The organism is Stutzerimonas stutzeri, assembly GCF_024448715.1.
GTDB lineage: Bacteria > Pseudomonadota > Gammaproteobacteria > Pseudomonadales > Pseudomonadaceae > Stutzerimonas > Stutzerimonas stutzeri_AR.
In genome coordinates this window covers 1-23,111 of sequence record NZ_JAMOHZ010000009.1, presented here as the reverse complement: position 1 = coordinate 23,111, position 23,111 = coordinate 1, and the positions used below count along the sequence as shown (strand labels likewise).

General features: G+C 64.8%; 6 protein-coding genes. 3 read left to right on the top strand and 3 right to left on the bottom strand.

Annotated elements, in window-relative coordinates; all coding sequences use genetic code 11:
* Positions 1 to 3: 3 nt before the first annotated feature.
* The 3 genes from gshA to NAV33_RS18185 form a co-directional block, all read right to left on the bottom strand.
* Positions 4 to 1,578 (bottom strand): glutamate--cysteine ligase, encoded by a 1,575-nt coding sequence (gene gshA / locus NAV33_RS18195; RefSeq protein WP_255982645.1) that lies wholly within the window; start codon positions 1,576 to 1,578, stop codon positions 4 to 6.
* Between the two features lie 137 nt (positions 1,579 to 1,715).
* Entirely contained in the window at positions 1,716 to 2,102 is a 387-nt protein-coding gene (locus tag NAV33_RS18190; protein ID WP_255982643.1) for a PaaI family thioesterase, read from the bottom strand.
* A gap of 1 nt (position 2,103) precedes the next feature.
* A complete protein-coding gene (locus NAV33_RS18185; RefSeq protein WP_255982641.1) occupies positions 2,104 to 4,425 on the bottom strand; it encodes a Tex family protein in 2,322 nt (773 codons plus the stop codon).
* 228 nt (positions 4,426 to 4,653) lie between these two features.
* Here NAV33_RS18185 and ompR point away from each other — a divergent pair, with 228 nt between their 5' ends.
* The 3 genes from ompR to NAV33_RS18170 all read left to right on the top strand — a co-directional run.
* A complete protein-coding gene (gene ompR, locus NAV33_RS18180; protein WP_255982639.1) occupies positions 4,654 to 5,388 on the top strand; it encodes a two-component system response regulator OmpR in 735 nt (244 codons plus the stop codon).
* A 275-nt stretch (positions 5,389 to 5,663) separates the two neighbouring features.
* A complete protein-coding gene (locus NAV33_RS18175; protein WP_255982637.1) occupies positions 5,664 to 6,980 on the top strand; it encodes an ATP-binding protein in 1,317 nt (438 codons plus the stop codon).
* A gap of 137 nt (positions 6,981 to 7,117) precedes the next feature.
* The coding region (locus tag NAV33_RS18170) for a leukotoxin LktA family filamentous adhesin (protein ID WP_255982635.1) at positions 7,118 to 23,111 on the top strand (15,994 nt) is incomplete at its 3' end.

Sequence of the window (23,111 nt, the reverse complement as noted above, 5' to 3'; positions counted from 1 at the left end):
CGGTTATTGCGTCAAACTGCGCTGGTAATCCTCGACGAAACTGTCGAAATCCTGCGCATCTCCTTCCATCTCGGCTTGCTGTGCCAGCGAGTCGTGTGCGGTGGTGTCGAACCAAGCCATGTCGGCTTCAGGCAACGCTTGGCTGCGGAAGTATTCGGCGTGCTGGCGGGTTTGGCGCAACGAGAACTGGCTGAAACTTTCGCCGCCACGGCGCAGCTCTTCGAGCACCCGAGCCGAAGGAGTCAGGTTGCTATCAGCGACCTTCGCCTGTTGCTCGGCGAGCGCCTGCGCGTGGTGATCGCCGCCATGGCTTCGATCCAGCAGCTCGGCCACCTTGTCGATCTCGCCGATAAGCTCGGTCGCCCAAGCCTGCAGGCCGACGTTTTCATTACCGCGGCGCAGTTCCAGTTCTGGTTTGCGGCCTTCCTTGACCACCTTGAGGAAGTTGTCGTTGCTGGCGCCGCACTCGCTTTCGACCAAACAGGGACTCTGCTGTAGCGTGCAAAACAGCAGGAAGGCATCGAGAAAGCGCGCTTCGTTGACGTCGATACCCAGAGGAAGAAAGGGATTGATGTCCAGACAGCGCACTTCGATGTACTGGATGCCCCGGGCACGCAGTGCATGCAACGGACGCTCGCCGGTTGCGGTAACGCGCTTGGGGCGGATGTTCGAGTAGTACTCGTTCTCGATCTGCAAGATGTTGGTGTTGAGCTGCTGCCAATGGCCTCCGGCGTCCTTGGTGCCCAGCACCACGTACTCTGGGTAGGGCGTCGAGACCGCCTTATGCAAGCTGGTCGTGTAGCTCGGCAGATCGTCGTAGCAGGGTGTCAAGCCGGCCTGGGCATTGCTCTGGTAGCCCAGATCACTCATGCGCAGGCTGGTGGCGTACGGTAGATAGAGAGTCTGGTCGTCGAGCTGCTCGAGCTGGTGCGGGCGGCCGCGCATGAAGCTGGCATCCAGCGCCGGCGAGGCACCGAACAGATACATCAGCAACCAACTGTAGCGGCGGAAATTGCGAATTAGCGCGATATAGCGCCAGGACTGGTAGTCCTGCTGCGGACGGTCGTCCCCCTCATCGGCTTGCAAAACGGACCACAACGCCTCGGGCAGCGAGAAGTTGTAATGGATGCCGGCAATGCACTGCATGGTCTTGCCATAGCGTAGCGCCAGGCCTTGACGGTAGACGTGCTTGAGCCGGCCGATGTTCGAGGTGCCGTATTCGGCGATCGGAATCTGCTCCTCTTCCGGCAGATGCCCGGGCATCGACGGACTCCAGAGGAATTCGTCGCTCAGCTTGCTATAGGTGTAGCGGTGAATGGCGTCGAGCTCGGCCAATGTCCGCTGCGGATCGGTTTCGGTGCCGGTGATGAACTCCAGCAGCGCTTCGGAATAGTCGGTGGTGATCTTCGGATGTGTCAGCGCCGATCCCAGCGTGCGCGGATGTGGAGTCATGGCGAGTTCGCCGTCGCCATCCACGCGCAGACATTCGCGTTCGATCCCGTGCAGGCATTGCGAGAGCAGCGACAGGTTATGGTGCTCGGCCAGCAACGCCAGGCGGTGGGAGAGAAGATCGCTCAATTGGGAATTCCTTCACGCGTCAGTCGGCACAATATGAGGGTGGATCGAACGCTCTACAAGGGCCCGCAATACTTCGACCGCGCACCGCTGCAGAGCGTTTCCAACGCAACCCCACGCCAGGCGTGCCGGCGCACGTATCAAAGGCAGGCGAAGGTCGATTGTGCCTTGGCTACGAGCTTCTCGCCTTGGTGTACTTCGGCCTCCAATACCTGGGTACGACGCCCGCTATGCACCACCCAGGCGCGGCAGGTCAGCTCGCCCTCGGTGACCGGGCGGATGTAGTTGACCTTGCACTCGAGGGTCACGCTGTTCGGCTCGCCATCATTGAGGCTGTGGCTGGCTTGGCCCATGGCCGTGTCGATCAGCGAAAACAGCGCGCCACCGTGCAGCTTGCCGTGCAGGTTGCGTAAGCCGTCGTGCATCTCCAGGCGTAGCACCGCTTCGCCATTCTCGGCTTTGAGAATTTCCAGGCCCAGCAGGCGCCCGAAGGCGCTGCTGCTTCCTATTTTTTCGACTTCGCGCATGTCACTTCCTCAGGCTCTTGGCGTTGGCGAACAATGCCGCCATCGCGTTGTTTGCAGGCGCCGGCTTGGTTTCCGGTTTGGCTGGCTTGCGCTCGCCGCGCGCCTGGCCACCACGGTTGTTGCCACCGCCACGCATGTTGTCCGCTTTCTCACCGGGGGTGTCGCTCATGCGCATGGACAGGCCGACGCGTTGACGTGGGATGTCCACTTCCATGACCTTGACCTTGACGATATCGCCGGCCTTGACCACTTCGTAGGGGTCTTTGACGAACTTCTCCGACAGCGCGGAGATGTGCACCAGACCATCCTGATGCACGCCAACGTCGACGAACGCACCGAAGTTGGTCACGTTGGTCACGACGCCTTCGAGCACCATGCCGGGTGTCAGGTCGCTGAGCTTCTCGACACCTTCCTGAAACTCGGCGGTCTTGAACTCGGGACGCGGATCGCGGCCGGGTTTTTCCAGTTCCTGAAGGATGTCGCTGACCGTCACGAGGCCGAAGCTCTCGTCTGTGAACTGCTTCGGATCGAGGCGCTTGAGGAAGGTTGAATCGCCGATCAGCGAACGGATGTCGCGGCCAGTGTCGGTGGCGATGCGCTTGACCAGGGGATAGGTTTCGGGGTGGACGGCGGAGGCGTCCAATGGATTGTCACCGTTCATCACACGGAGGAAGCCGGCGGCTTGTTCAAAGGTCTTGTCGCCCAGGCGCGGCACCTTCTTCAGCTCGCTACGTGCCTTGAACGCGCCATTGGCATCACGGTAGGCGACGATGTTCTGCGCCAGTGTGGTGTTCAGACCGGAAATACGCGCCAGCAACGCCACCGAGGCAGTATTGACGTCGACGCCGACGGCGTTCACGCAATCCTCGACGACTGCATCCAGCGAGCGCGCCAGTTTTAGCTGGGAAACGTCGTGCTGGTACTGGCCGACGCCGATGGCCTTGGGCTCGATCTTCACCAGCTCGGCCAACGGGTCCTGCAGGCGCCGCGCGATGGACACCGCGCCGCGAATCGAGACGTCCAGGTCCGGAAATTCCTTGGCCGCCAGTTCCGAAGCCGAGTACACCGAGGCGCCCGCTTCGGAGACCATCACCTTGGTCAGCTTGAGGCCAGGCACCTGCTTGATCAGGTCGGCCGCCAGTCTGTCGCTTTCGCGGCTGGCGGTGCCGTTGCCGATGGCGATCAGATCGACGCTGTGCTTGGCGCAGAGCTTGGCGAGGACGGCCAGCGTGCCGTCCCAGTCATTGCGTGGTGCGTGCGGGTAGACAGTGGCGGTATCCAGCAGCTTGCCCGTAGCGTCGACTACCGCGACCTTGCAGCCGGTACGCAGACCCGGATCGAGACCAAGGGTGGCGCGCGGGCCGGCCGGCGCGGCCAGCAGCAGGTCGTGCATGTTACGGGCGAAGACGCCGATGGCATCGTCTTCGGCCTTGTCACGCAGCTCACCGAGCAGGTCGGTTTCCAGATGAGTGTAGAGCTTGACCTTCCAGGTCCAGCGCACCACTTCGCCGAGCCACTTGTCTGCGGCACGGCCATGGTTGGCGATGCCGAAGCGCTCACCGATCATCACCTCGCCCGGGTGCATGGTTCCAGGTGCCTCGTCACCGACTTTCAGGCTGACGCTGAGCACGCTTTCGTTGCGTCCGCGGAAGATCGCCAGGGCGCGGTGCGACGGCGCGCTCTTGAGCGGCTCGTCGTGCTCGAAGTAGTCGCTGAACTTGGCGCCTTCGGCTTCCTTGCCCGGAACGACACGAGCGCTCAGGGTCGCGTTGTGGGTGAGGAAATCGCGCAGCTTGGCCAGCAGGTTAGCGTCTTCGGCGAAGCGTTCCATGAGGATGTATTTGGCGCCTTCGAGCACTGCCTTGGTATCGGCGAAGCCCTTCTCTGCATCGATGAAGCGCGCGGCTTCGCTTTCGGGATTTAGCTCGGGGTCGGCAAAGATCGCATCGGCCAGCTCGCCGAGGCCGGCTTCCAAGGCGATCTGGCCTTTGGTGCGGCGCTTCTGTTTGTAAGGCAGGTAGAGGTCTTCGAGGCGGGTTTTTGTATCGGCGAGGTCGATCTCGCGCTTCAGCTCGGGGGTCAGTTTGCCCTGCTCCTCGATGCTGGCGAGGATCGACGCGCGGCGGTCATCCAGCTCGCGCAGGTAGCGCAGGCGCTCTTCGAGCAGGCGCAACTGGGTATCGTCGAGGCTGCCGGTGACTTCCTTGCGGTAACGGGCAATGAAGGGCACGGTGGAACCTTCGTCGAGCAGCGCTACGGTGGCGGCAACCTGTTGCGGGCGCACGCCCAGTTCAGCGGCGATACGGGAATTGATGCTGTCCATGAACCTACCTGGGTCAGTCAAACCATGCAGGCCGAGCCTGCGCGAAAGGGCGGGATTAAAGCAGCGGCGAGCCGCCAGCGGCAAGCGCGGAATGACCAGCGCAGGCGCTTGAGGACGAGCTGTGAATGACGCTGCCTGCTTGCTGACGAAAAATCTGCTAACAATGGCCGTCAGTTGCGCTGTCACTACTGTGCGCATAATGCGCCGTTGATATTTCTGGGAGTTTCCATGAGCAGCACTGCGCCCGCCAGCGAAGGCGAAAAAATCCTGATTGTCGATGACGACGCGCGACTGCGTCGTTTGCTCGAACGCTTTCTCGAGGAGCAGGGCTATCGCGTGCGAACCGTGGAAAGCGCCGAGCAGATGGACCGCCTGCTCAGTCGCGAGCTGTTCCATCTGGTCGTGCTGGATTTGATGATGCCGGGTGAGGATGGCCTGTCGGCTTGCGCCCGACTGCGTGAAAGCGGCAACCAAATTCCGATCATCATGCTCACCGCCAAGGGCGACGAGGCCAGCCGCATTCACGGACTGGAGCAGGGGGCCGATGATTACCTGGCCAAGCCCTTCAATCCTCGCGAGCTGCTGGCGCGCATCCGTGCGGTGCTGCGTCGACAGGCGCCGCAGGTGCCGGGCGCACCGGGCAGCGAGGACGAGACGGTGTCCTTCGGTGATTACGAATTGTTCCTCGGCACCCGCGAATTGAAGAAGGGCGACCAGGTACATATGCTCACCACCGGCGAATTCGCCGTGCTCAAGGCCCTGGTGCAGCACGCACGCGAACCATTGACCCGCGACAAGCTGATGAATCTCGCGCGTGGCCGTGAATGGGACGCGCTGGAACGTTCCATCGACGTGCAGATTTCCCGTCTGCGCCGGTTGATCGAGCCCGACCCGTCCAAGCCGCGTTACATCCAGACGGTCTGGGGCGTGGGCTACGTGTTCGTGCCGGACGGCAACAAGTAGGTCGGCCGCTTCATGTTCGTAGGATGGATGCCGTGCGCATCCGTTCTGGTTTCACCCGTCGGCCAGTCGCTCTGGGTCGCTCGCTATATGGCCTTCGCGCCGTTGCTCCCGTATCAAGTGTCGTAGGGTGGGCCGGGCGGCGCTCCGCTTTAGCCCACCGCGCTCGCTCGACTTTGCAGGCTGAAGCGGAGCGCCGCACGGCCCACCTACACGTGAAAGCCCACGTCGCTGTGCTTTTTCGTACAGCTTCTAGCGTTCTTAATCGGCTTTTATTTATGAAAACCCCGCTCTGGTTCCCGCAAAGTTTCTTCGCCCGCACCCTATGGATGGTGTTGATCGTCGTGCTGTTCTCCAAGGTACTGATGCTGGTGTACCTGATGATGAACGAAGACGTCATGGTCGATCGCCAGTACAGCCACGGCGCCGCGCTGACCCTGCGAGCCTATTGGGCGGCCGACGAAGAGAACCGCGAGCGCATCGCCGAGGCAGCCGGGCTGCAGCGGGTAACGACCGAGGAGGTGCCGCCCAGCGAATACCACTGGCCCTACACGGAAATTTTCCAGAGACAAATGCAGGCCGAGCTTGGTGTCGAAACCGATGTGCGGGTGCGTATCCAGCCGCAGACGGCGATCTGGGTGCGCGCGCCGAGTTTGGGGCCGGACTGGCTCCAGGTTCCGCTCTACGCCTATCCACTGCGCGGGCAGCGGATCTGGAGCGTACTCGGCTGGTTCCTCGGCATCGGCCTGCTATCCACCGCCGCGGCGTGGATTTTCGTCAGTCAGCTCAACCTGCCCCTCAAGCGCCTGGTCTACGCAGCCCGGCAGATCGGCAAGGGCCGCAGCGTGCGGCTGCCCATCAGCGACACACCGAGTGAGATGACTGAGGTCTACCGCGCTTTCAACCAGATGGCCGAGGATGTCGAACAGGCCGGTCGCGAGCGCGAACTGATGCTTGCGGGGGTCTCCCACGACTTGCGGACACCTCTGACCCGCCTGCGCTTGTCGCTGGAGCTGATGACCAGCGAAGCCGAGCTCACCGAAGACATGGTCCGTGATATCGAAGACATGAACGCGATTCTCGACCAGTTCCTCGCCTTTATCCGCGACGGCAGTGACGAGCCGGTGGAAAGCGTCGATCTCGGAGAGCTGGTTCGCGAAGTGGTAGTGCCCTACAACCAGTATGGAGAGACCGTGCGCCTGTGCGTCGAGCCGATGCCGCAACTCGCGCTGCGACGAGTATCGATCAAGCGCCTGCTGGTTAATCTCATCGAAAACGCTTTGCGTTACGGCGGACACGGCGTCGAGGTCGCCGCGCATGTGTCCGGCGACAGCAACGCCCCGTACGTGGTACTCAGCGTGCTCGACCGTGGCACCGGCATCGATCCGAACGAGCTGGGGGAAATCTTCAACCCCTTCATCCGCGGCGATCGTGCGCGCGGCGGCCAGGGCGCCGGCCTGGGGTTGGCGATCGTCAAACGCATCGCTTCGCAGCATGGCGGTGTGATTGAGCTACGCAACCGCGAGGGCGGCGGGCTGGAGGCGCGGGTCAGTTTACCGCTCGGGCTAGTGCTGCCTCGCCAGGCGCGACCCTGAGCGCCAAAAATCAGGCGCCATTAATAACTTCATTCATGATGCCAATGTAATGTCAATATAATGGCAAAATGATCTTCCTGAATTTGTAAAGTTCCTAGAGAATACGCTGCCCAGGGGACGGATCAGCGAGACTCACCATGGCTGTCAAGCGTAATTCTTCGTTTCGTCGCAACAGTCGCGGTATTAATTCTCAGCGGTTTGCACCTAATCGCATTACCGCTGCGTTGATCGCTTCTTTCGGAGCGTTCCCTGTCGGAGCCCTTGCTGGCAACACCATCACCCTGCATAACGGCAGCTATGCCAACCCCAATACGGGCGTTCTGCTCAACGATCTCAAGACCCAGACGACCATAACCGTTTCGGGTGCGGTGACCGATATCACCACTCAGTCGGTGCGCGGTCAGACCGGCTTCAACTCCTTCGGTCGCTTCGAAGTCGACACCGGCAACACCGTTAATCTGCATGTGCCGGGCGGTGCGTCCAACCTCGTCAACCTGGTGCATGACGCCAAGGCTGTGGTTAACGGTACGCTTAACGGCCTGAAGGACGGCAAGATCGGCGGCAATATCATCTTTGCCGACCCGCACGGCATGGTCGTCGGGGCCAGCGGCGTAGTGAATGTCGGATCGCTCACCGTGACCACCCCGAGCACCCAGGCGATGACCGACCTGATGCTCGCCGCAACGGGTGCGAAAGTGGGCGGCGTCAACATGGTCAGCGACAGCGCGACCGCCGATCTGGTCGATGCACTCAAGGACGGCACGCTGGACCGCTCCTCCAATGGTGCGGTCGAAATCCAGGGCCAGGTCAACAGCAATGCCAGCATTAATCTGTTCGCTGCATCCGCAGTGATCGGTGCTGCCGCTCAGCTCCAAGCAGGCACCGATGCGGCCGCTGCCGTCTTCGCCAGCACCGTGAACGTCGACGACGTCGCCATCGGTGCCGGCGTCGCTCTGGAAAACGGCACGATCAAGATCGTTGCCGCTGACAGTGTGGAGATCAGCGGCGAGCTGGCCGCGTTGATGGCCGACAACAGTGGCGGCAGCGTTCAGGTCAAAGCCGGCAAGCGCGTTGAACTCAAGGGCGACGCCAAGCTGTTGGCCAACGGTGAGTTCAACAAGAACGGCGGTAACGTCACCGTCGAGGCACCGTCGATCACCCTCAGCGATCGAGCCCAGATCAACACCCGCACCACCGGTACCGGCAAGTCCGGGAATATCACCCTGACCGCCAACAGCGACCAGAGTTTTTCCGGCGACGAAGCGCAGACCGTCGAGGAGCTGAAAACCCAGTTGGCCGATCAGGCCAAGGTCATCCTGGCCGCCCACCTGGGCAAGGCCGAGGTCACCATCGGTAAGGACGCCAAGCTCGACGCCGGCCATGCCAACGGCACGGCCAACGCTGGTGACGTCACTGTGACCGCGGTCGGCTTCGACAAGCAGATGAGCGGCTACGCCGATGCGGCGGCCTCCATCGACGTAGCCGGGAGCATCACCGGGCGCGACGTCATTCTGCGAGCTGCCAGCGAATCCCGCGTCACCGGTAGCCTGCTGGGCAGCCTGTTCAGCAGCGACGCGTTAGGCGCCGATTTCGCCAAGCTCAAAGAAGCCAACAACTGGAGCGACGCCGAAACCTGGTCGAACATCATCGACACCCTTGGCGATGCCAGCAGCCAGACTGCCCAGGCCAGTGATCTGGGCACCCTCGGCCTCGATCCGACCAACTGGAGCGAATTGGCCGCGCTGTTGCCATTCCTGACGGCCGCCATCGCCAACGCCGATGCCGATGTCACGATCGACTCCTCGGCCGTGATCCAGGCGCTCCGCGACATCAAGGTTCAGGCCGACAGCACCCGCTACGTCGACACTTCCACCGGTGCGATCCCGGGACTCAGCGGCAAGCTGCCGTTTAACCTCGGCGCTGCCTACGGTCGCCTGAGTGGCACCACCCAAGTCGATGTCGCCAGCGGCGCCCGCCTGACCGCTGGCCAGGATCTGGTCATCAACGCGCTGAGCGACAATACCCTCAAGCTTGAATCGACCGCGACCAATTCGAAGGATGGCGACGGCAAGCAGACCAGCACCGCCGGCTTCGCCTTCGGCATGGCCCACACGGACATCGACACCCTCGCCACGGTGAACAAGGGCGCAGTACTGAGCGTCGGCCGTGATGCCTCGCTGACCGCGCTGACCGAGCAGGAGCTGAGCAACCAGGTCACCTTCAAGTCCATCGGCGAAGGCGCCGTCGGCGGTCCAGCGATCGCGCTGACGCTGTTCGACAGCACCACCCGTGCGGTCTGGAATGCGGACCTTGCCGGCACGCGCAATCTCGACGTGTCGGCCATTAACATGGTCTACGAGCAGAGCAACAGCTCGAGCGTGCAGGCCGGAAAGGCCCTGGAAAATTTCGTCACCACCAAGGCGATCAATACCGCCAAACCGCTCACTGACTACCTTGCAAGCAAGGTAAAGCCGCTGTTCGGGATGAGCCCCAATCCCAGCGAAACCAAGCCGACCGAGAGCAAGTTCCGCCTGGCCTCGGCGCTGGCCATCGGTATTGCCGATCACGAGGCCGAGGCAATCATCGGCAGCAACGGCACGGCGCCGACCCTGTCGCTGACTGGCGATCTCAGCGTGCAGGCGCTGCAGCAGCAGAGCGCGCTGCATAACTCGGCGGAGAGCACCGTCAACGCCAATGCCGACAAGGACGACGGCACTAAGGTCTCGCTCAGCGTCGCCGCGGTCTACAGCCAGCTGCAGCAGCAAACCCGTGCGCTCATTGGCGACGGCAGCACCATCACCGCCGGGCGCATCGGCCTTGGCGCGCAGAATATCCAGCTGCTCGACCTCAACGGCCTGGACCGCTGGGGTTCGCTGAACGACATCTACAGCAACCTCAAGCTGCTCGCCGGCAGCCTGCCAGACGTGCCCGGCATGCTGTCCACCAGCTACGCCAACTCCACCGGCGAAGCCGACAAGCTATCGATGACCGGCTCCTTCTCGGTGCTGATCAACGACCTCGATGCCACCGCCTGGGTCGGCGACAACGTCAAGCTGACCGCTACCAATACCAGCGCGGACAGCTGGAGCAACAAGCCGCTCGATGTGCTCGACAAGCTGTACGACGAAGACGGCGATGAGCTCGACCGCCGCAAGGACCTGCGGGACCTTAGCTGGACCTGGGCCGGCCCGCTGGCTGTACAAGCCAAGAACGAGGTGCAGCAGCTCGGCATCACCGGCAACCTTTGGTGGTCACTGTTCAACAACAATTCTGACGGCGGCGCGGTCGGTGCCGGCGTTAACGTCCAGGTCTCAGGCAACCAGGCCATTGCCGGCATCGGTGCCAACGGTACGCTCAAAGCCAAACGGATTACGGTAAACGCCGAACAGGACGAGCTGCTGATCGGCATCAGCCCGTCGGCGGGCAAGGGCGCCAGCGTCGCCGGCAATGGCGCGGTGGTGGTCAACGTGGCTGATGCCACCGTCCATGCCTCGATCCACAACAGCACCGCCGTCGATGCCGATCAGGTCAGTGTCGAAGCCAATCACAAGCTGGGCATGTGGAGTGCCGCCGGGGCGCTGTCCTCGTCGGAAAACACCGGCGTCGGTGCCAGCGTGGCGGTCAATTACCTCGACACCGATGTGCTCGCGCTGGTTGGTGACAACCGGGCCTGGCGTCCGTCCGACGTGCTCGGTTCAGGGATCAACAGCCTGACCAAGGCCACTTGGAAAGTCGACGAAGTGCTGGTCAACGCCGAGAGCACCGGACAAGTCGGCGCCTTCTCGGTGGCCGGCGCGATGGCCAAGACCGAAGAAGAAAAGAAACAGCAGGAAGAGCTGGCGGCAAAGGACGGCGGTGGGGATTCCGGCTCGACGCAACTGGCCAGCGGTCTGGGCGATGCGTTGCTACAGACCCTGACCAATGGCATCACCGGCGTCACTGATGGCTTGTCCGCGGCGAAGACCGAGGCGACCAAGGTCAAGGACACCATCGTCGACGTGCCGGACAAGCTCAAGGGCTATTGGGACAAGTTCACCGGGCTGTTCAGCAAGGACAGCGGCGGCAGCGACTCCGGCGGGCAGGAACCCGGCAGCAAGCTGACCCTGGCGATCGCAGGCTCCGGCAGCGTCAACGTGTCCGGACAGAAGACCCGCGCCCATCTCGGCGACATCGTGCTCGATCCGCGTGACCCGGCCAAGGGCAGCAAGGTCACCGTGCTGTCGCTGAACCAGACCAACCAGTTCAGCGGTTCGGGCGCCGGTGCGCTGACCCTGGCGGGCGGCAAGAAGAGCGAATTCAGTTCGGCCATTTCCGGCGCTGTCGCCTACAACCACCTGTTCAACGTCACCGAGGCGCTGCTGACCGGTGCCACTTTGCACAGCAACGACCTGCTCAAGGTGCAGGCGGCCAGCGGTGGCGACCAGATCGCCATGGGCCTTGGGTTGTCGGTGTCCACGGGCGGCAACACCAATGTCGCCGTGGCGCTTTCCGGCTCTGGCGCCGTGGTCGCCAATACCACTCGTGCGGCGGTAGAAAACAGCCGCGTAGAGCAGCGCAGCGAATCGGTCGACGGCATCGCCGTAACCGCCTATGACCGCTCGCGCCTGCTGATTGGCGGCGGCGCGTTCGCCGGCAGCAATGGCAAGGGCGGCAGCGCTGGCGGTGCCATGGCGCTGGGCCTGGTATTGAACAAATTGCAGGCCGAATGGCTGGGGAGCACGGCGACCGGCTTCAAGCGCCTCGACGTCTCTGCCAACAGTGCCTCGCGTGTACTCGCCGGTGCCGTCGGCGCGGCCATCTCCACCGGGCAGGAAAGCGGCGCCGGCTCCGGCGCACTGTTCGTCGTGGTGATGAACAACGACGTTACCGCCAAGGTGGATGCCAAGAACGGTACCGCCTCGTCCCTGACCGGCGGTGCGGTAAATGTGAACGCTCAAAGTGTGTCCGGTGCACAGGCGCTGGACAGCCTGTTCAGCACGGCCGCGCAGACCTCGCTGGCCGACGCCGGGCTGGACCTTGATGGTTCGAGCACCACCGAGGGCATCGACGGTCAGGTGGCCACCGACGACGACCTGTTCGATGAAGGTGGCGACGCCGGCACTACCAGTTCACACAACCTGTTCACTGGCGAGCTGGCCGGCGAAGCGGTGCTCGGCATCGCCGGCAACCTCGCAGCCACCGGTGGCAAGGCCGCGGTCGGCGGCGCGTTGGGCGTGGTCTATACCGGCAGCGACTACAGTGCCAGCGTGGCCAATACGGCCATCGACCTGACCGGCGACCTGAATATCGCCGCCAGCAACAACACCGACGTACTGGCCGCCGCCATCGGCGCTGCTGGCGGAAACGGCACCGCGGTGTCCGGCTCGGGCACCATCGTCATCGCGCGCGGCAGTGTCGAGGCCACACTCGACATGACGGGACGCACGCTCAAGGCCGACGACCTGAGCGTCACGGCTGTGAAGAGCGGCGGCTCCTATTCGCTCGCCGGCAACATCACCGGCAGCAGCCAGAATGCCTCAGTCGGCGGGGCGTTCAGCCTCAGCGACATGCAGCAGACGGTCGATGCGCGCATCGCCAACGGCACCTACACCCTGACCGGCGATGCCTCCCTGCGCGCCGGCATGCAGAGCCGCATCATCACCGCCGCATTGTCCGGCGCAGTCTCCGGCAGCGGTGTCGCCGTGGGCGGCGCGTTGACCTACAACCGCATCGCCGACACCACCACTGCGCTGTTGCAGAACGCAACCATGAGCGCGCGCAACCTGGCCATCGCCGCCAGTCAGCCGGATCTGGGCGCCAGCATCTGGTCGGTCGCTTTCAATCTCGCCGCGGCCGGCGGTAGCGCCGGGGTCGGCGCGGCTGTGGCGGTCAACCTGATCGATGCCGAGCGCACGGCCAAGCTGGCGGATAGCACCGTCAACCTCACCGGCGACGCCACCTTGAGCTCCGCGCTGGATGGCGAAATCTGGGGCCTGGGCGTCGACGCGGCCGGCGGCAACACCGCGGGCGTCGGCGGTTCCTTCGTGGTCAACAACATCAACGGTAGCGACACCGTTTCGGTGGAAAACAGCACGCTGACCACCAGTGGCAGCGGCAAGGCGCTGACCGTGGATGCCAGCGGCGGCAATGGTCTGACCATCGCCTCGCTGACCGGCTCGATCACCGGCGGCGGCACCGCGGCGGTGGGCGGCGCGATCTCGGTCAACCGCATCGGTGCTGACCGCACCGCGCTGGTAAAAGGCAGCACCATCAGCGGCTTCTCCAGCGCCAGCCTGCTCAGCGGCGTCGAACAGACGATTTACGCCATTGCGGTGGCCGGCGGCGGTGCCGGTACTGTCGCGGTAAACGGCTCGTCGACCAGCAACATCCTCGACGGCGACGAGCGCGCAGCCATCGAAGGCGGCACCTTCACCGTGGGTTCGCTGAACGTTTCGGCCGCCGTAGGCGAGCGCACCATCTGGAGTCTGGCCGGTGCAATCAGTGGCGCCGGGACCACGGCCGTGGGCGTGGCCAATGCCAACAACATCATTCTCGCTAAGCGTGACGCGGAAATCCTCAACGCCACGCTGAATCTGACGGGCGCGCTGCAACTGGAAAGCGGCGGGGCGGCGCACATCCGCTCGGCGGCGGTCGGCGGCGGTGGTGCGGGCACGGCGGCGGCGGGTGCCTCCATCGCGGTCAATGTCATTCAGGGCGAAGAGAACGCCCTGCTCAGCGGCAGCACGGTCAGCGGTGCCTCGGCGGTCAACGTCGAGGTGATCGAGGGCGACGCCGACATCAAGACCCTGGCCGGCAACGTTCAGGGCGCTGGCACGGGCGCCGGGGCCGGTGCAGTCGCCGTCAGCACCATCGAGCAGAAGCGTCAGGCCAAGGTGGTGGACAGTCTGCTGACCCTGTCCGCCACGGCGCCCATAACCGTGCAGGCGGCCACTCGCGCCCGCATCGACACCGTCGCGGTATCCGGCGCAGGTGCCGGTACGGGCGCTGCGGTGTTCTCCAACACCAGCAATAACATTGCGGCAGTCACCCTCGCCAGCGTCGAAAACAGCGGCGGTACTGCCGGCAAGCTGAGCCTGCTGAGCAGCGACAGTTCGACCATCAACGCTCTGGCCGGCGGCGCCGCTGGCGCCGGTACTGTCGCAGTCGGCGCGGCTACGGCAATCAACCGGGTCGACAGCGAGATCGAATCCAGGCTGACCGGGAGCAAGGGCACCGGCTGGGACCTGTCGACGCTGCTGGTGGACGCCGATTCCGCAGCGACCATCCGCTCGGCCGCCATCAGCGGCGGCGGCGCCGGCAACGTGGCCGTGCTCGGCTCGTTCGCTACCAACATCATCCAGACCCAAGCCCGCGCCCACCTCGGCGGCGGCGCCAGGGTCATCGCGCAGAACAACCTCGGCGTCAGCGCCAGCAACCTCGACAGCATCATCGGCATTGCCGGCGCCGCGGCCGGTAGCGGCAACGCCAGCGTCGGTGCTTCGGTCACCGTCAACCTGATCGAAAGCCAGACCAGGGCCTACATCGACGGCAGCACCACCGAGGTCAGCGCCCTCGGCAAAGACGCCAGCGACACCCTGGAAATCGACAGCGGCGAGCTGCTAAACGCGCCGTCCGACGATCACGAATACTGGGCCAGCAGTGGCCAGTTCAACCCGGTACCGAACCTCGGAATCGGCAAGCGCAACATTACCGGCCTTGCGGTGCAGGCCAGCTCGCTGCAGCAGGTCGGGCAGATGTCGGTGACCGCCTCGGCGTCCTTCGTGCCGCTCTACAGCGGCGCAGTCGCCGGCCTGAGCAACACCAGCGTGATCGCCGGCAGCACCAGCGCCTACATCGATTCGGCCAAGGTCAACCAAGCCAGCGGCGCGGGCAGCGCGCAAAACGTGCGCGTCGGCGCCAACAGCCACAGCTTCGGCGCCAGCTATCTGGCCAGCCTGTCGTTCTCGCTGGGCGTCACCGCCTTGTCCGGCACTCTCGACAGCACCGTAATCAGCCGCGAAACCCGCGCCTACCTGCGCGGCACCACGCTGGCCAGCAAGGGCGCCGCCGAGGTCAACGCCGGCTCCAGCCAGTACGCCAGCAGCGTGATCGCCAGCGCTGCCGGGGGCATCACCGGTGGCGCCGGCAGCGCCGGCCTGCTGGTGCTCAAGGGCACCACCGAGGCGCTGGTCGATGGCGGCAGTGCGCTGACCGTCGGCTCGCTGAAGGTGAAGGCCTCGGCCCTGCAGCAGCTCTCGCCGAGTGCGGTGGCCATCGCCGGCGGCGCGGTGGGGGCGGGCGGCACCTTCGTCATGGTGTACAACCAGAGCCAGACCCGCGCCTGGGTCGGTGAGGCGCTGACGGCTCCGTTGGCCAACGCCAACACCACGGTGCAGGGCGCCGGTGCGGCGGTGAACATCGAGGCCAGCAACGACACCCGTCTGCTGCTCAACGCGGCCGGTGCCAGCGGCGGCGGTGCCGCACTGGCCGGTTCGGCGGCCATCAGCGTGATCGAAACCACCACCGAAGCCGGCGCCAGTCAGGCCGACTTCGGCACTGACGCAGCCAAGCTCGGCAGCCTCACCGTTAATGCCAAGGACAGCGTCAGGGCGATGAGCAATGCCGGTGCCGCCTCGGTGGGTGCACAGTCCATCGGCGGCAGCGCCAACGTGCTGGTCGCCAACAGCGCCACCCGCGCGCTGTTCGACCGCAGCAGTCTGAAGGCCACCGGCGCGTTCAACGTCAAGGCGCTGCGCGAAGGCGATTTCCAGCTCAACACCGTCACCGCCGGCGCCGGCTCCACCGCGCTGGGCGGCAGCATCGGTCTGTTGCTGCTCGGTTCCGGCTCGACCACCGTGACGGCCGGCGGCCAGACCAGCAACCCGCTGGACGAACTGGACAAGGGCGGCAACGGCACCCTGAGTCAGGCCAACAGCCTCGGCAACGCCGACAAGTCCGGCGACCTCAGCTATCAGGATTACGTGTGGAACTCGACCAGCCAGGAGTACGAACTGGTCACGGTCAAGGACGGCGCTGCGAAAACCTCGGTCAATAGCAGCAGCAAGAACGATCTGGTCGATCGCCTCAGCGCCAGCAGCACGCGCAAGCACGAAACCGTGGCGCGGGTCAGCGACAGCAGCATCACCGCTGGCGGCGCCAGCGAGGTCAGCGCCCAGGACAAGCTGTACAGCCGCAATCTCGCCGGCAACGCCGTGCTCGGCATGGACGCGGCTGCCGGCGGCGCCTTCGCCTTCACGCTCTCCAATGCACTGGTCACGGCGGAAATCCTGTCCAGCACGCTGAACACCGGCAGCCTCTCGGTGAAAGCCGAAGCGCTGGGCCTGAAGAGCGACCCGGCAGTGACCGTGCAGAGCCTCAGCGGCAGCGCGGGCTTTGGCGTCGGCCTTGGCGCCTCGGTCGGCGTCGCGGTGATGAACAACAAGGTCAACACCAACCTCGGCGGCAACCTGACCGCCAGCGGCGCGCTGAATGGCAGCGCCAGCGACACCCAGGCGGTCAAAGTCGATGCGCTCGGCGCCTCGGCCGGCGTCGGGGTCGGCGCGGGGTTGGTGCTCGGCGTCGCCGCGCATGACAGCCAGGTCGGGCTCAGCGTCAGCCCGAACGCGGTACTCACCGCCAACAGCATCAACCTGTCCGCCACCTCGGCCGGTCCTGTGACGCTGACCGCACGCGGCGCGGCCGGCGGCATCCTCGCCGGCGTCAATGCCAGCATTCTGGTCGCCCGCGATCAGAGCAAGGCGAAAGTGGACGTCGGCACCAATGCACGACTGCTGGCCAGCAATGGGCTGACGCTGAAAGCGTTGGCGATGCCGAAGGTCAGCGCCGAGGCACTGGGGGTTTCCCTCGGCGGCTACCTGTCCGCCGGTGCCACGGTGATCGATGCCCTGGCCAAATCCGAAGCGCTGCTCAAGCTGGGCGCCGGTGCGCGCCTGCAGGCGGCGCAAGCCAGCCTCACCAGTCAGGTGGCCCGCAATGGCAATGCCGATTCGGTGAATGTTGACGGCCTCGGCGTGGCCGGCGGTGTCGGCGTTTCCGCCAACGCGGTGGTGGCCAAGGCCCGTAACGAGAGCTCCAGCCAGCTGATCAGCACCGACTCCACGGAGTTCGTCGGCGTAGGCAACGCCAGCCAGTGGAGCTTCCTGGCCGCTACCGACATCCGTCAGTACGCGGAAACCACCGGCGCGGCACTCGGCCTGCTCACCCTCGGTGCGCATGTCGCCGAAGCCAGCGCCAACGCCACCACCCAGGCGCTCGTCAATGGTCGCTTCAGCGGCGGCATCGGCAAACTCAGCGTGGCCGCCAGCGCCTCGGTGGACAACGAAGCCCATTCCACCGCCGGCCAGGGCGGTCTGGTCAGCGGTGCGGCGTCCATCGCCAACACCGATGACAACAGCACCACCAAGGCTTACCTGTACGCGCGCGGCACCGGCAGCAGCCAGGCCAGCCTCGGCGCGGTCACCCTGTCGGCGCTGCATCAGTCGCGCTTCAACGCCTTCGTCAACAGCGTCAACGCCGCGCTGGTCGGCGCCAGCGGTGCCCATGCGCAGAACCGCCTGGACCTGAAGACCAGCGCCGAGCTGGCGAGCAATTCCTACCTGACCAGCAGCGCCTACGACCAGAGCGCGCGCGCCGAGGTCACCAAGCCCGACAGCGGCGGCTATAACGTCGAGTCCGGCTCCGGCGGCGTGGTCGATGCCGCGGCGGCACTGAGCACCACCACCATCAAGCTGACCACCCAAAGCCTGGTCGGCAGCAACGTGCGGCTGCGCCTCGATGGCGACTGGCGTAACCCCGAGCACCTGCGCATCCAGGCGTTCAACAACGTGTTCGCCCGCGACAAGGTCAAGCTCGACAGCGGTGGTGCGATTTCCATCGCCAAGGCGGTTTCGCAGATCGACGTCAGCCAGGCGAATGCCAAGGTCGACATCGCCAGCAGCGCTGACATCTACAGCGTCGGCGACCTGATCCTCTCGGCCAGCGGCAACTACGACATCGACGCCCGCGCCAACGCCAAGACTTACGGTTTGGCCGGCGCCGCCATGGGCGAAAGCCTGGCGAGGGTCAGCGCCCAATACGACGTTCTGGTGGGCAGCAACGCCAAGCTGTTCAGCTATGGCGACACCAAGTTCTATGCCGGCTACAGCATCGCCGGCACCATGAACAAGGCGACCCTGACCGCGCGCACCGACCTGTGGAACAACACCGCCTTCCCGGTGGTGAACGACCCGGAAGCGGACGCCACCTATATCCGCAACAGCAACGTCACCGTTTCCAGCGGCGTCAGCGCGCGCAGCGTGGGCGACATCTACGCCTACGCCGGCAAGGGCTACAGCGTGCTGGTCGGTCAGGGCGTGGGCAAGGATCTCTACCGCGAAGCGGCCGCCGCGCTGCTCAACGCACTGGGCGGCAATGTGTCGCTGGACATCACCGGCGGCTCGACCAACAACGGCGGCACCGCCAACGTGACGGTCAACGGCCAGTTCGACACCGGCGTGTACAGCAAGCAAAGCCTGCAAATCGACGGGCTGAAGTACTACCTCAACGGCGTCGAGATCAATCCGGCCAACGCCGGCAGCATCGACCTGCAGGACTCCGACGTGGTCACTGTCGCGCCGATTGTGTCGAAGATCAGCGATGGCATCACCTACAGCATGCGCAGTGGCGAATACTCGCAGCTGATCAGTTCGCGTATCGAAACGCTGCGCGGGCAGATGGCCAACTACGGCCTCTCACCGTTCGAGAAGGCTGCCTTCCAGGCGGAGTTGAACCTGCTGCAGCAGACGCTGGCGAAGATCTACGAGCAGATGGGCGGCAACCCGGCCACCGGTTCGCTGCCGGGCAAGCTGCAGGTGTGGATCCTCGACGTCGATCCGATCCTGGCGCGGCCGGGCAATATCTATGTCACCGGCGACGCGCTGGTCGGCTCCGGCAAGCTCAACGCGCCGGGCGACGCGAAAATCGAGATCGTCAACAACAGCGCCGCCTTCCTCAGCCTCAAGGGCCTGGAGATTCCGGATCGCGAAGGCGGGCAACTGCTGTTCAACGACGTCAAGGTCGGCAGCAACGCCAACATCAACGCGCTGAACAAGACCCTCTCCGGCGCCGGCTTCAGCAGCATCCAGGTGGCCGAGAACTCGCCCAGCCCGCAGATCACGGTGACCAACACCTACAACCCGGCGAACGGCGTCAGCGATGCCGGCGGGCTGAAGGCGCCGGCACCGGATATCTACGTCAACGGCCAGATCCTCAACAAGCGCGGCGAAATCGCCATCACCGCCGCCTACGGCAGCATCTACGCCAACGCCGACATCCGTGGCCAGACACTCAAGCTCAGCGCCGGCCAGGACTTCGTCCTCAACAACACCGACGGCTTCACCCATATCGGCGGCGACCCGGCGAAGAACAACAACGGCAGCACGCTGAACGGCTCGGCCTCCAGCACCGTGGCCGGCAACAACGTGGTCATCAACGCGCTGTACCTGAACATCAACGGCCTGGTGCAGAGCGGTGTCGCCGACTGGAAAGTCACCATCAACGATGGCGACCTGGCCAACCTCGCCAGCCTGCGCAATGCCTGGAAGAACGGCGGCGCGGCCGTCGTGCAACTGGTACAGACCGACGCCCGCACCGGCACCGTGGGCTACAGCTACGACTTCCGCAACGAGAGCCTGGTGCTCGACAAGGTCGAGGTCGCCGGCGGCTACATGGAGCTGACCGGGCACATCCTCAGCACCGGCAACGGCCAGCTGAAGGTACTCGACGGCTACAACCAGGTCGCGGTGGTGAACAACACCGGCAGCCAGCTGCGCATCAGCGGCATCGACCTGGGCAGTGGCGTGGAGGGCACGCTGCGGATCAACGATGTCGGCCGCGTGTCCGGCTCCACCGATGGCGTGTGGTCGACCATCTACACCCATGTCGGCGACCAGGTGCAGCGCTACGAAGGCTGGAGCGACGCGGTGAAGACCACCTCGGCCTTCCTCAAGGGCACCAGCAACGGTCGCGACACCACTTACAGCACCACCGCCGGGCGCACCTACGTCTGGCTGCAGGGCCGCGACACCAGCGAGACGACGACCAAGGTCGAGTACTGGGACAAGTTCTGGGACTTCATCCCGACCGGAGACGGCACGCTGCTGAGCCTGGATGTGAAGAAGGGCGATAGCACGCCGATCGCCGGCGCCGAGTATATGGGCTCGTCGCCGTTCTACATCGACACCAGCAAGATTCCGATGGGCGATATTGCCAATTGGGCGCGCCTGGTGATGCTGTCGGCAAAGGACCCGAACAACGCCGAGCTGGTTGCTTACCGCAGCTATTACTCGCTCAGCGAAGGCCAGGTGCTGACCCAAAAAGATCAGCGCTACACCACCGATGCCAAAGAGCTGATCAACGAAAGCATGGGTGGCTACTGCAAGAAACATTTCATCTGGTGTCAGGTGTACCGCACCACGCGTACCCGCGTGTATCTGGAAGGCTTCAAGGAGATCGACCGCTACACCGTTCGCGCCGACTCGCCGATCAACATCAGCTTCATCGGCTATGAGGCCGGCAAGGTCGACCTGACCTCGAAAGGCAGCGTGACGATGCTGGGTTCGATCTACAACCAGAACGGTGCGACCAACATCACGGTCAGGAACGGCGGGAGCCTCACCCAGGCCAACGACAGCGCGATGATCGCCGCCAGGGACCTGACCCTGAACGTCGCCAACGGCATCGGCGACAGCATCCAGGCGCTGCGCGTGCAGGTGGGCAACAACCTCTCGGCCTACGCGGCGGCCGGCAACATCAACCTGCAAGCGCTCAAGTACACCGCGAACCAGGGCGTCAATCTGAGCCGCCTGGAAGCGGCCAATGGCAACGTCACCCTGGCGGCGCAAGGCAACATCAGCGCCAACGGTGGCGTGGTGGTAAAGGGCAAGTCGATCACCCTGGACGCGTCCGGCAGCATCGGCAGCAGCACCGCGCTGCTCAACCTCGATACCGGCAGCCCCAGCAGCGACAACCCGGCCCTGCTCAAGGCGTCCGGCACTACCGGGGTGTTCGTCGAGGAAGTCAGCGGCGACCTCTGGCTCGACCAGATCGTTTCCACCGGCGGTGACGTGGCGATCAAGGTCCGCAACGGCGACCTGCTCGACGGCAACAGTGACGTCAGCTACGACGAGCGCGGCCTGAGCGAGTTGCAGGACCTCTGGGACAGCATGGGCCTGACCGGCAGCCAGGCCAGCGCGGCCCTGGCCGAGCAGAAGCAAACCCTGATCGACGCCGGCAACCAGCGCTACGCCCGTTACTGGCAGCTGCGTCAGCTGACCCAGAATCCGGACGGCAGCTGGCAGGCGGCCATCTTCGACGAAAACCAGGCCAAGCTCGGCGCGGCACAAGTCGATCAGCTCAAGGCCTTGGGCTGGAGCGACGCTAAGATCACCGCTGAGCAGACCCGCCGGATCGACGACTACAAGGCGATGAACGCCGAGTTCGGCGCCCAGGCGTACAGCACGTCCTACCAGTACGCGCTCGAGGCCGGCGACAGCCAGGCGCTGGACAGCACCGCCGCCTGGACCAGTGACCAGCTGCGTTATTCGATCGCCTCCAGCCTGCTCAACCGCGGCAGCAGCTCAAGCGCGACCAACGAGACGATGAACGTCCAGGGCCGCAACGTCAGCCTCGATGCCAACCGCATCGGCAAGCTGCTCGACGCCGACGTGGTCATCGACCTCAGCGGCGGGGCCGCCAGCCTGACCACCGCCCAGCGTGCCGCGCTGGCCGGGGCCGAACAGGATGACATCTACTTCGACGCGTCCAACCCGCTGCGTTTCAGCATCGCCCAGCGCGACGACGTCAACGTCACCGCCACCGGCACCATCAGCGCCACCGCGGACGGCGACATCTACCTGGGCGGCCAGCAGGACTTCAACATCTACAACGTCGACGGCCAGACCGTGCGCATCAAGACCGATGGCAACATCGAAAGCGCCAACGGCGGCAACGTGGTGGTGAAGGGGCATGACGTGGTGCTGGAAGCCGGCAACGGCTCGATCGGCGCCAACGGCGGACTGCACACTCAGGTCACCGGCAACCTGACGGCCCGCGCCGACCTGCTGCACCTGATCAACCACGGCAACCTGAGCATTCAGCGACTGACCGGCCTCGATTCGCTGACCCTGAAGGTGCTCGGCAACCTGACTTCGGCCAGCCAACTGGGCGAAAACCTGCTGGGCGGCTCGGTAAACCTCACCGTAACCGGCGACGCCGGCAGCGAAGACGATCGCGTGCAGATCGGCACGGGCGGGGTCAACGACGAGATCGTTCTGGATATCGACGGCAACGCCTGGATCGGCGGCCTGCAAGGCACGGCCAGCAGCGCGGGCATTCTGCGCCTGGGCGATGCAACCGTCGGTGGCGCTCTGGACATCGGCCAGACCCGCGACCTGACGCAAACCGGCGACTGGAGCCTCGGCGGCCTGTACGCCACCCTCGGCGGCAACTGGACCATGGCTGACGGAAGCTCGGTAACGGCAGCCAACGGGCTGTTCGCCCGGGTCAACGGTGCGGCCACGCTGGCCGACCTGGTCACCACCGGCACCAACGCCAGCCTCGATATCGAGGCCTACACCCTGGCCGCCACCTCGGCGGGCGACAGCTGGAGCAGCGCCAACACGCTGCGCCTGCGCGGTTATGGCGACATCGGCAGCAGCGCGCTCTACGCCACGCTGGCCGGCGAGAACCTGGACGTCGGCAGCACCACCGGGCGGCTCTACGCCAATCTGGCGGCCGGCATCCGGGGCGGCTCGCTGGTCACCGCGGGCGATCAGTTCCTGGTCAGCCGAGGCACGCTGGAGCTGACCTCGGTGAGCAGCCTCGCCGGCGCGGTGCAACTGCGTGGTGCCGGGCTGGTGGACATCGCCAGCCTCAGCGCGCGCGACGATCTCGACCTTGCTGGCGCCAGCCTGCGGCTCGGCAATGCACAGAGCCTCGAAGGCGGGCTGCTGATCGACCTCTCCGGCAACCTCGAAGCGGACACCCTGGCCGCCCACGGCAACTGGATGCTCGACGCGGCGAGTGCAACGGTCGGCAGCGCCACCGTTGGCGGCAACGTGCAGCACACCCTGAGCGGCGACCTGCAGTTAGGCG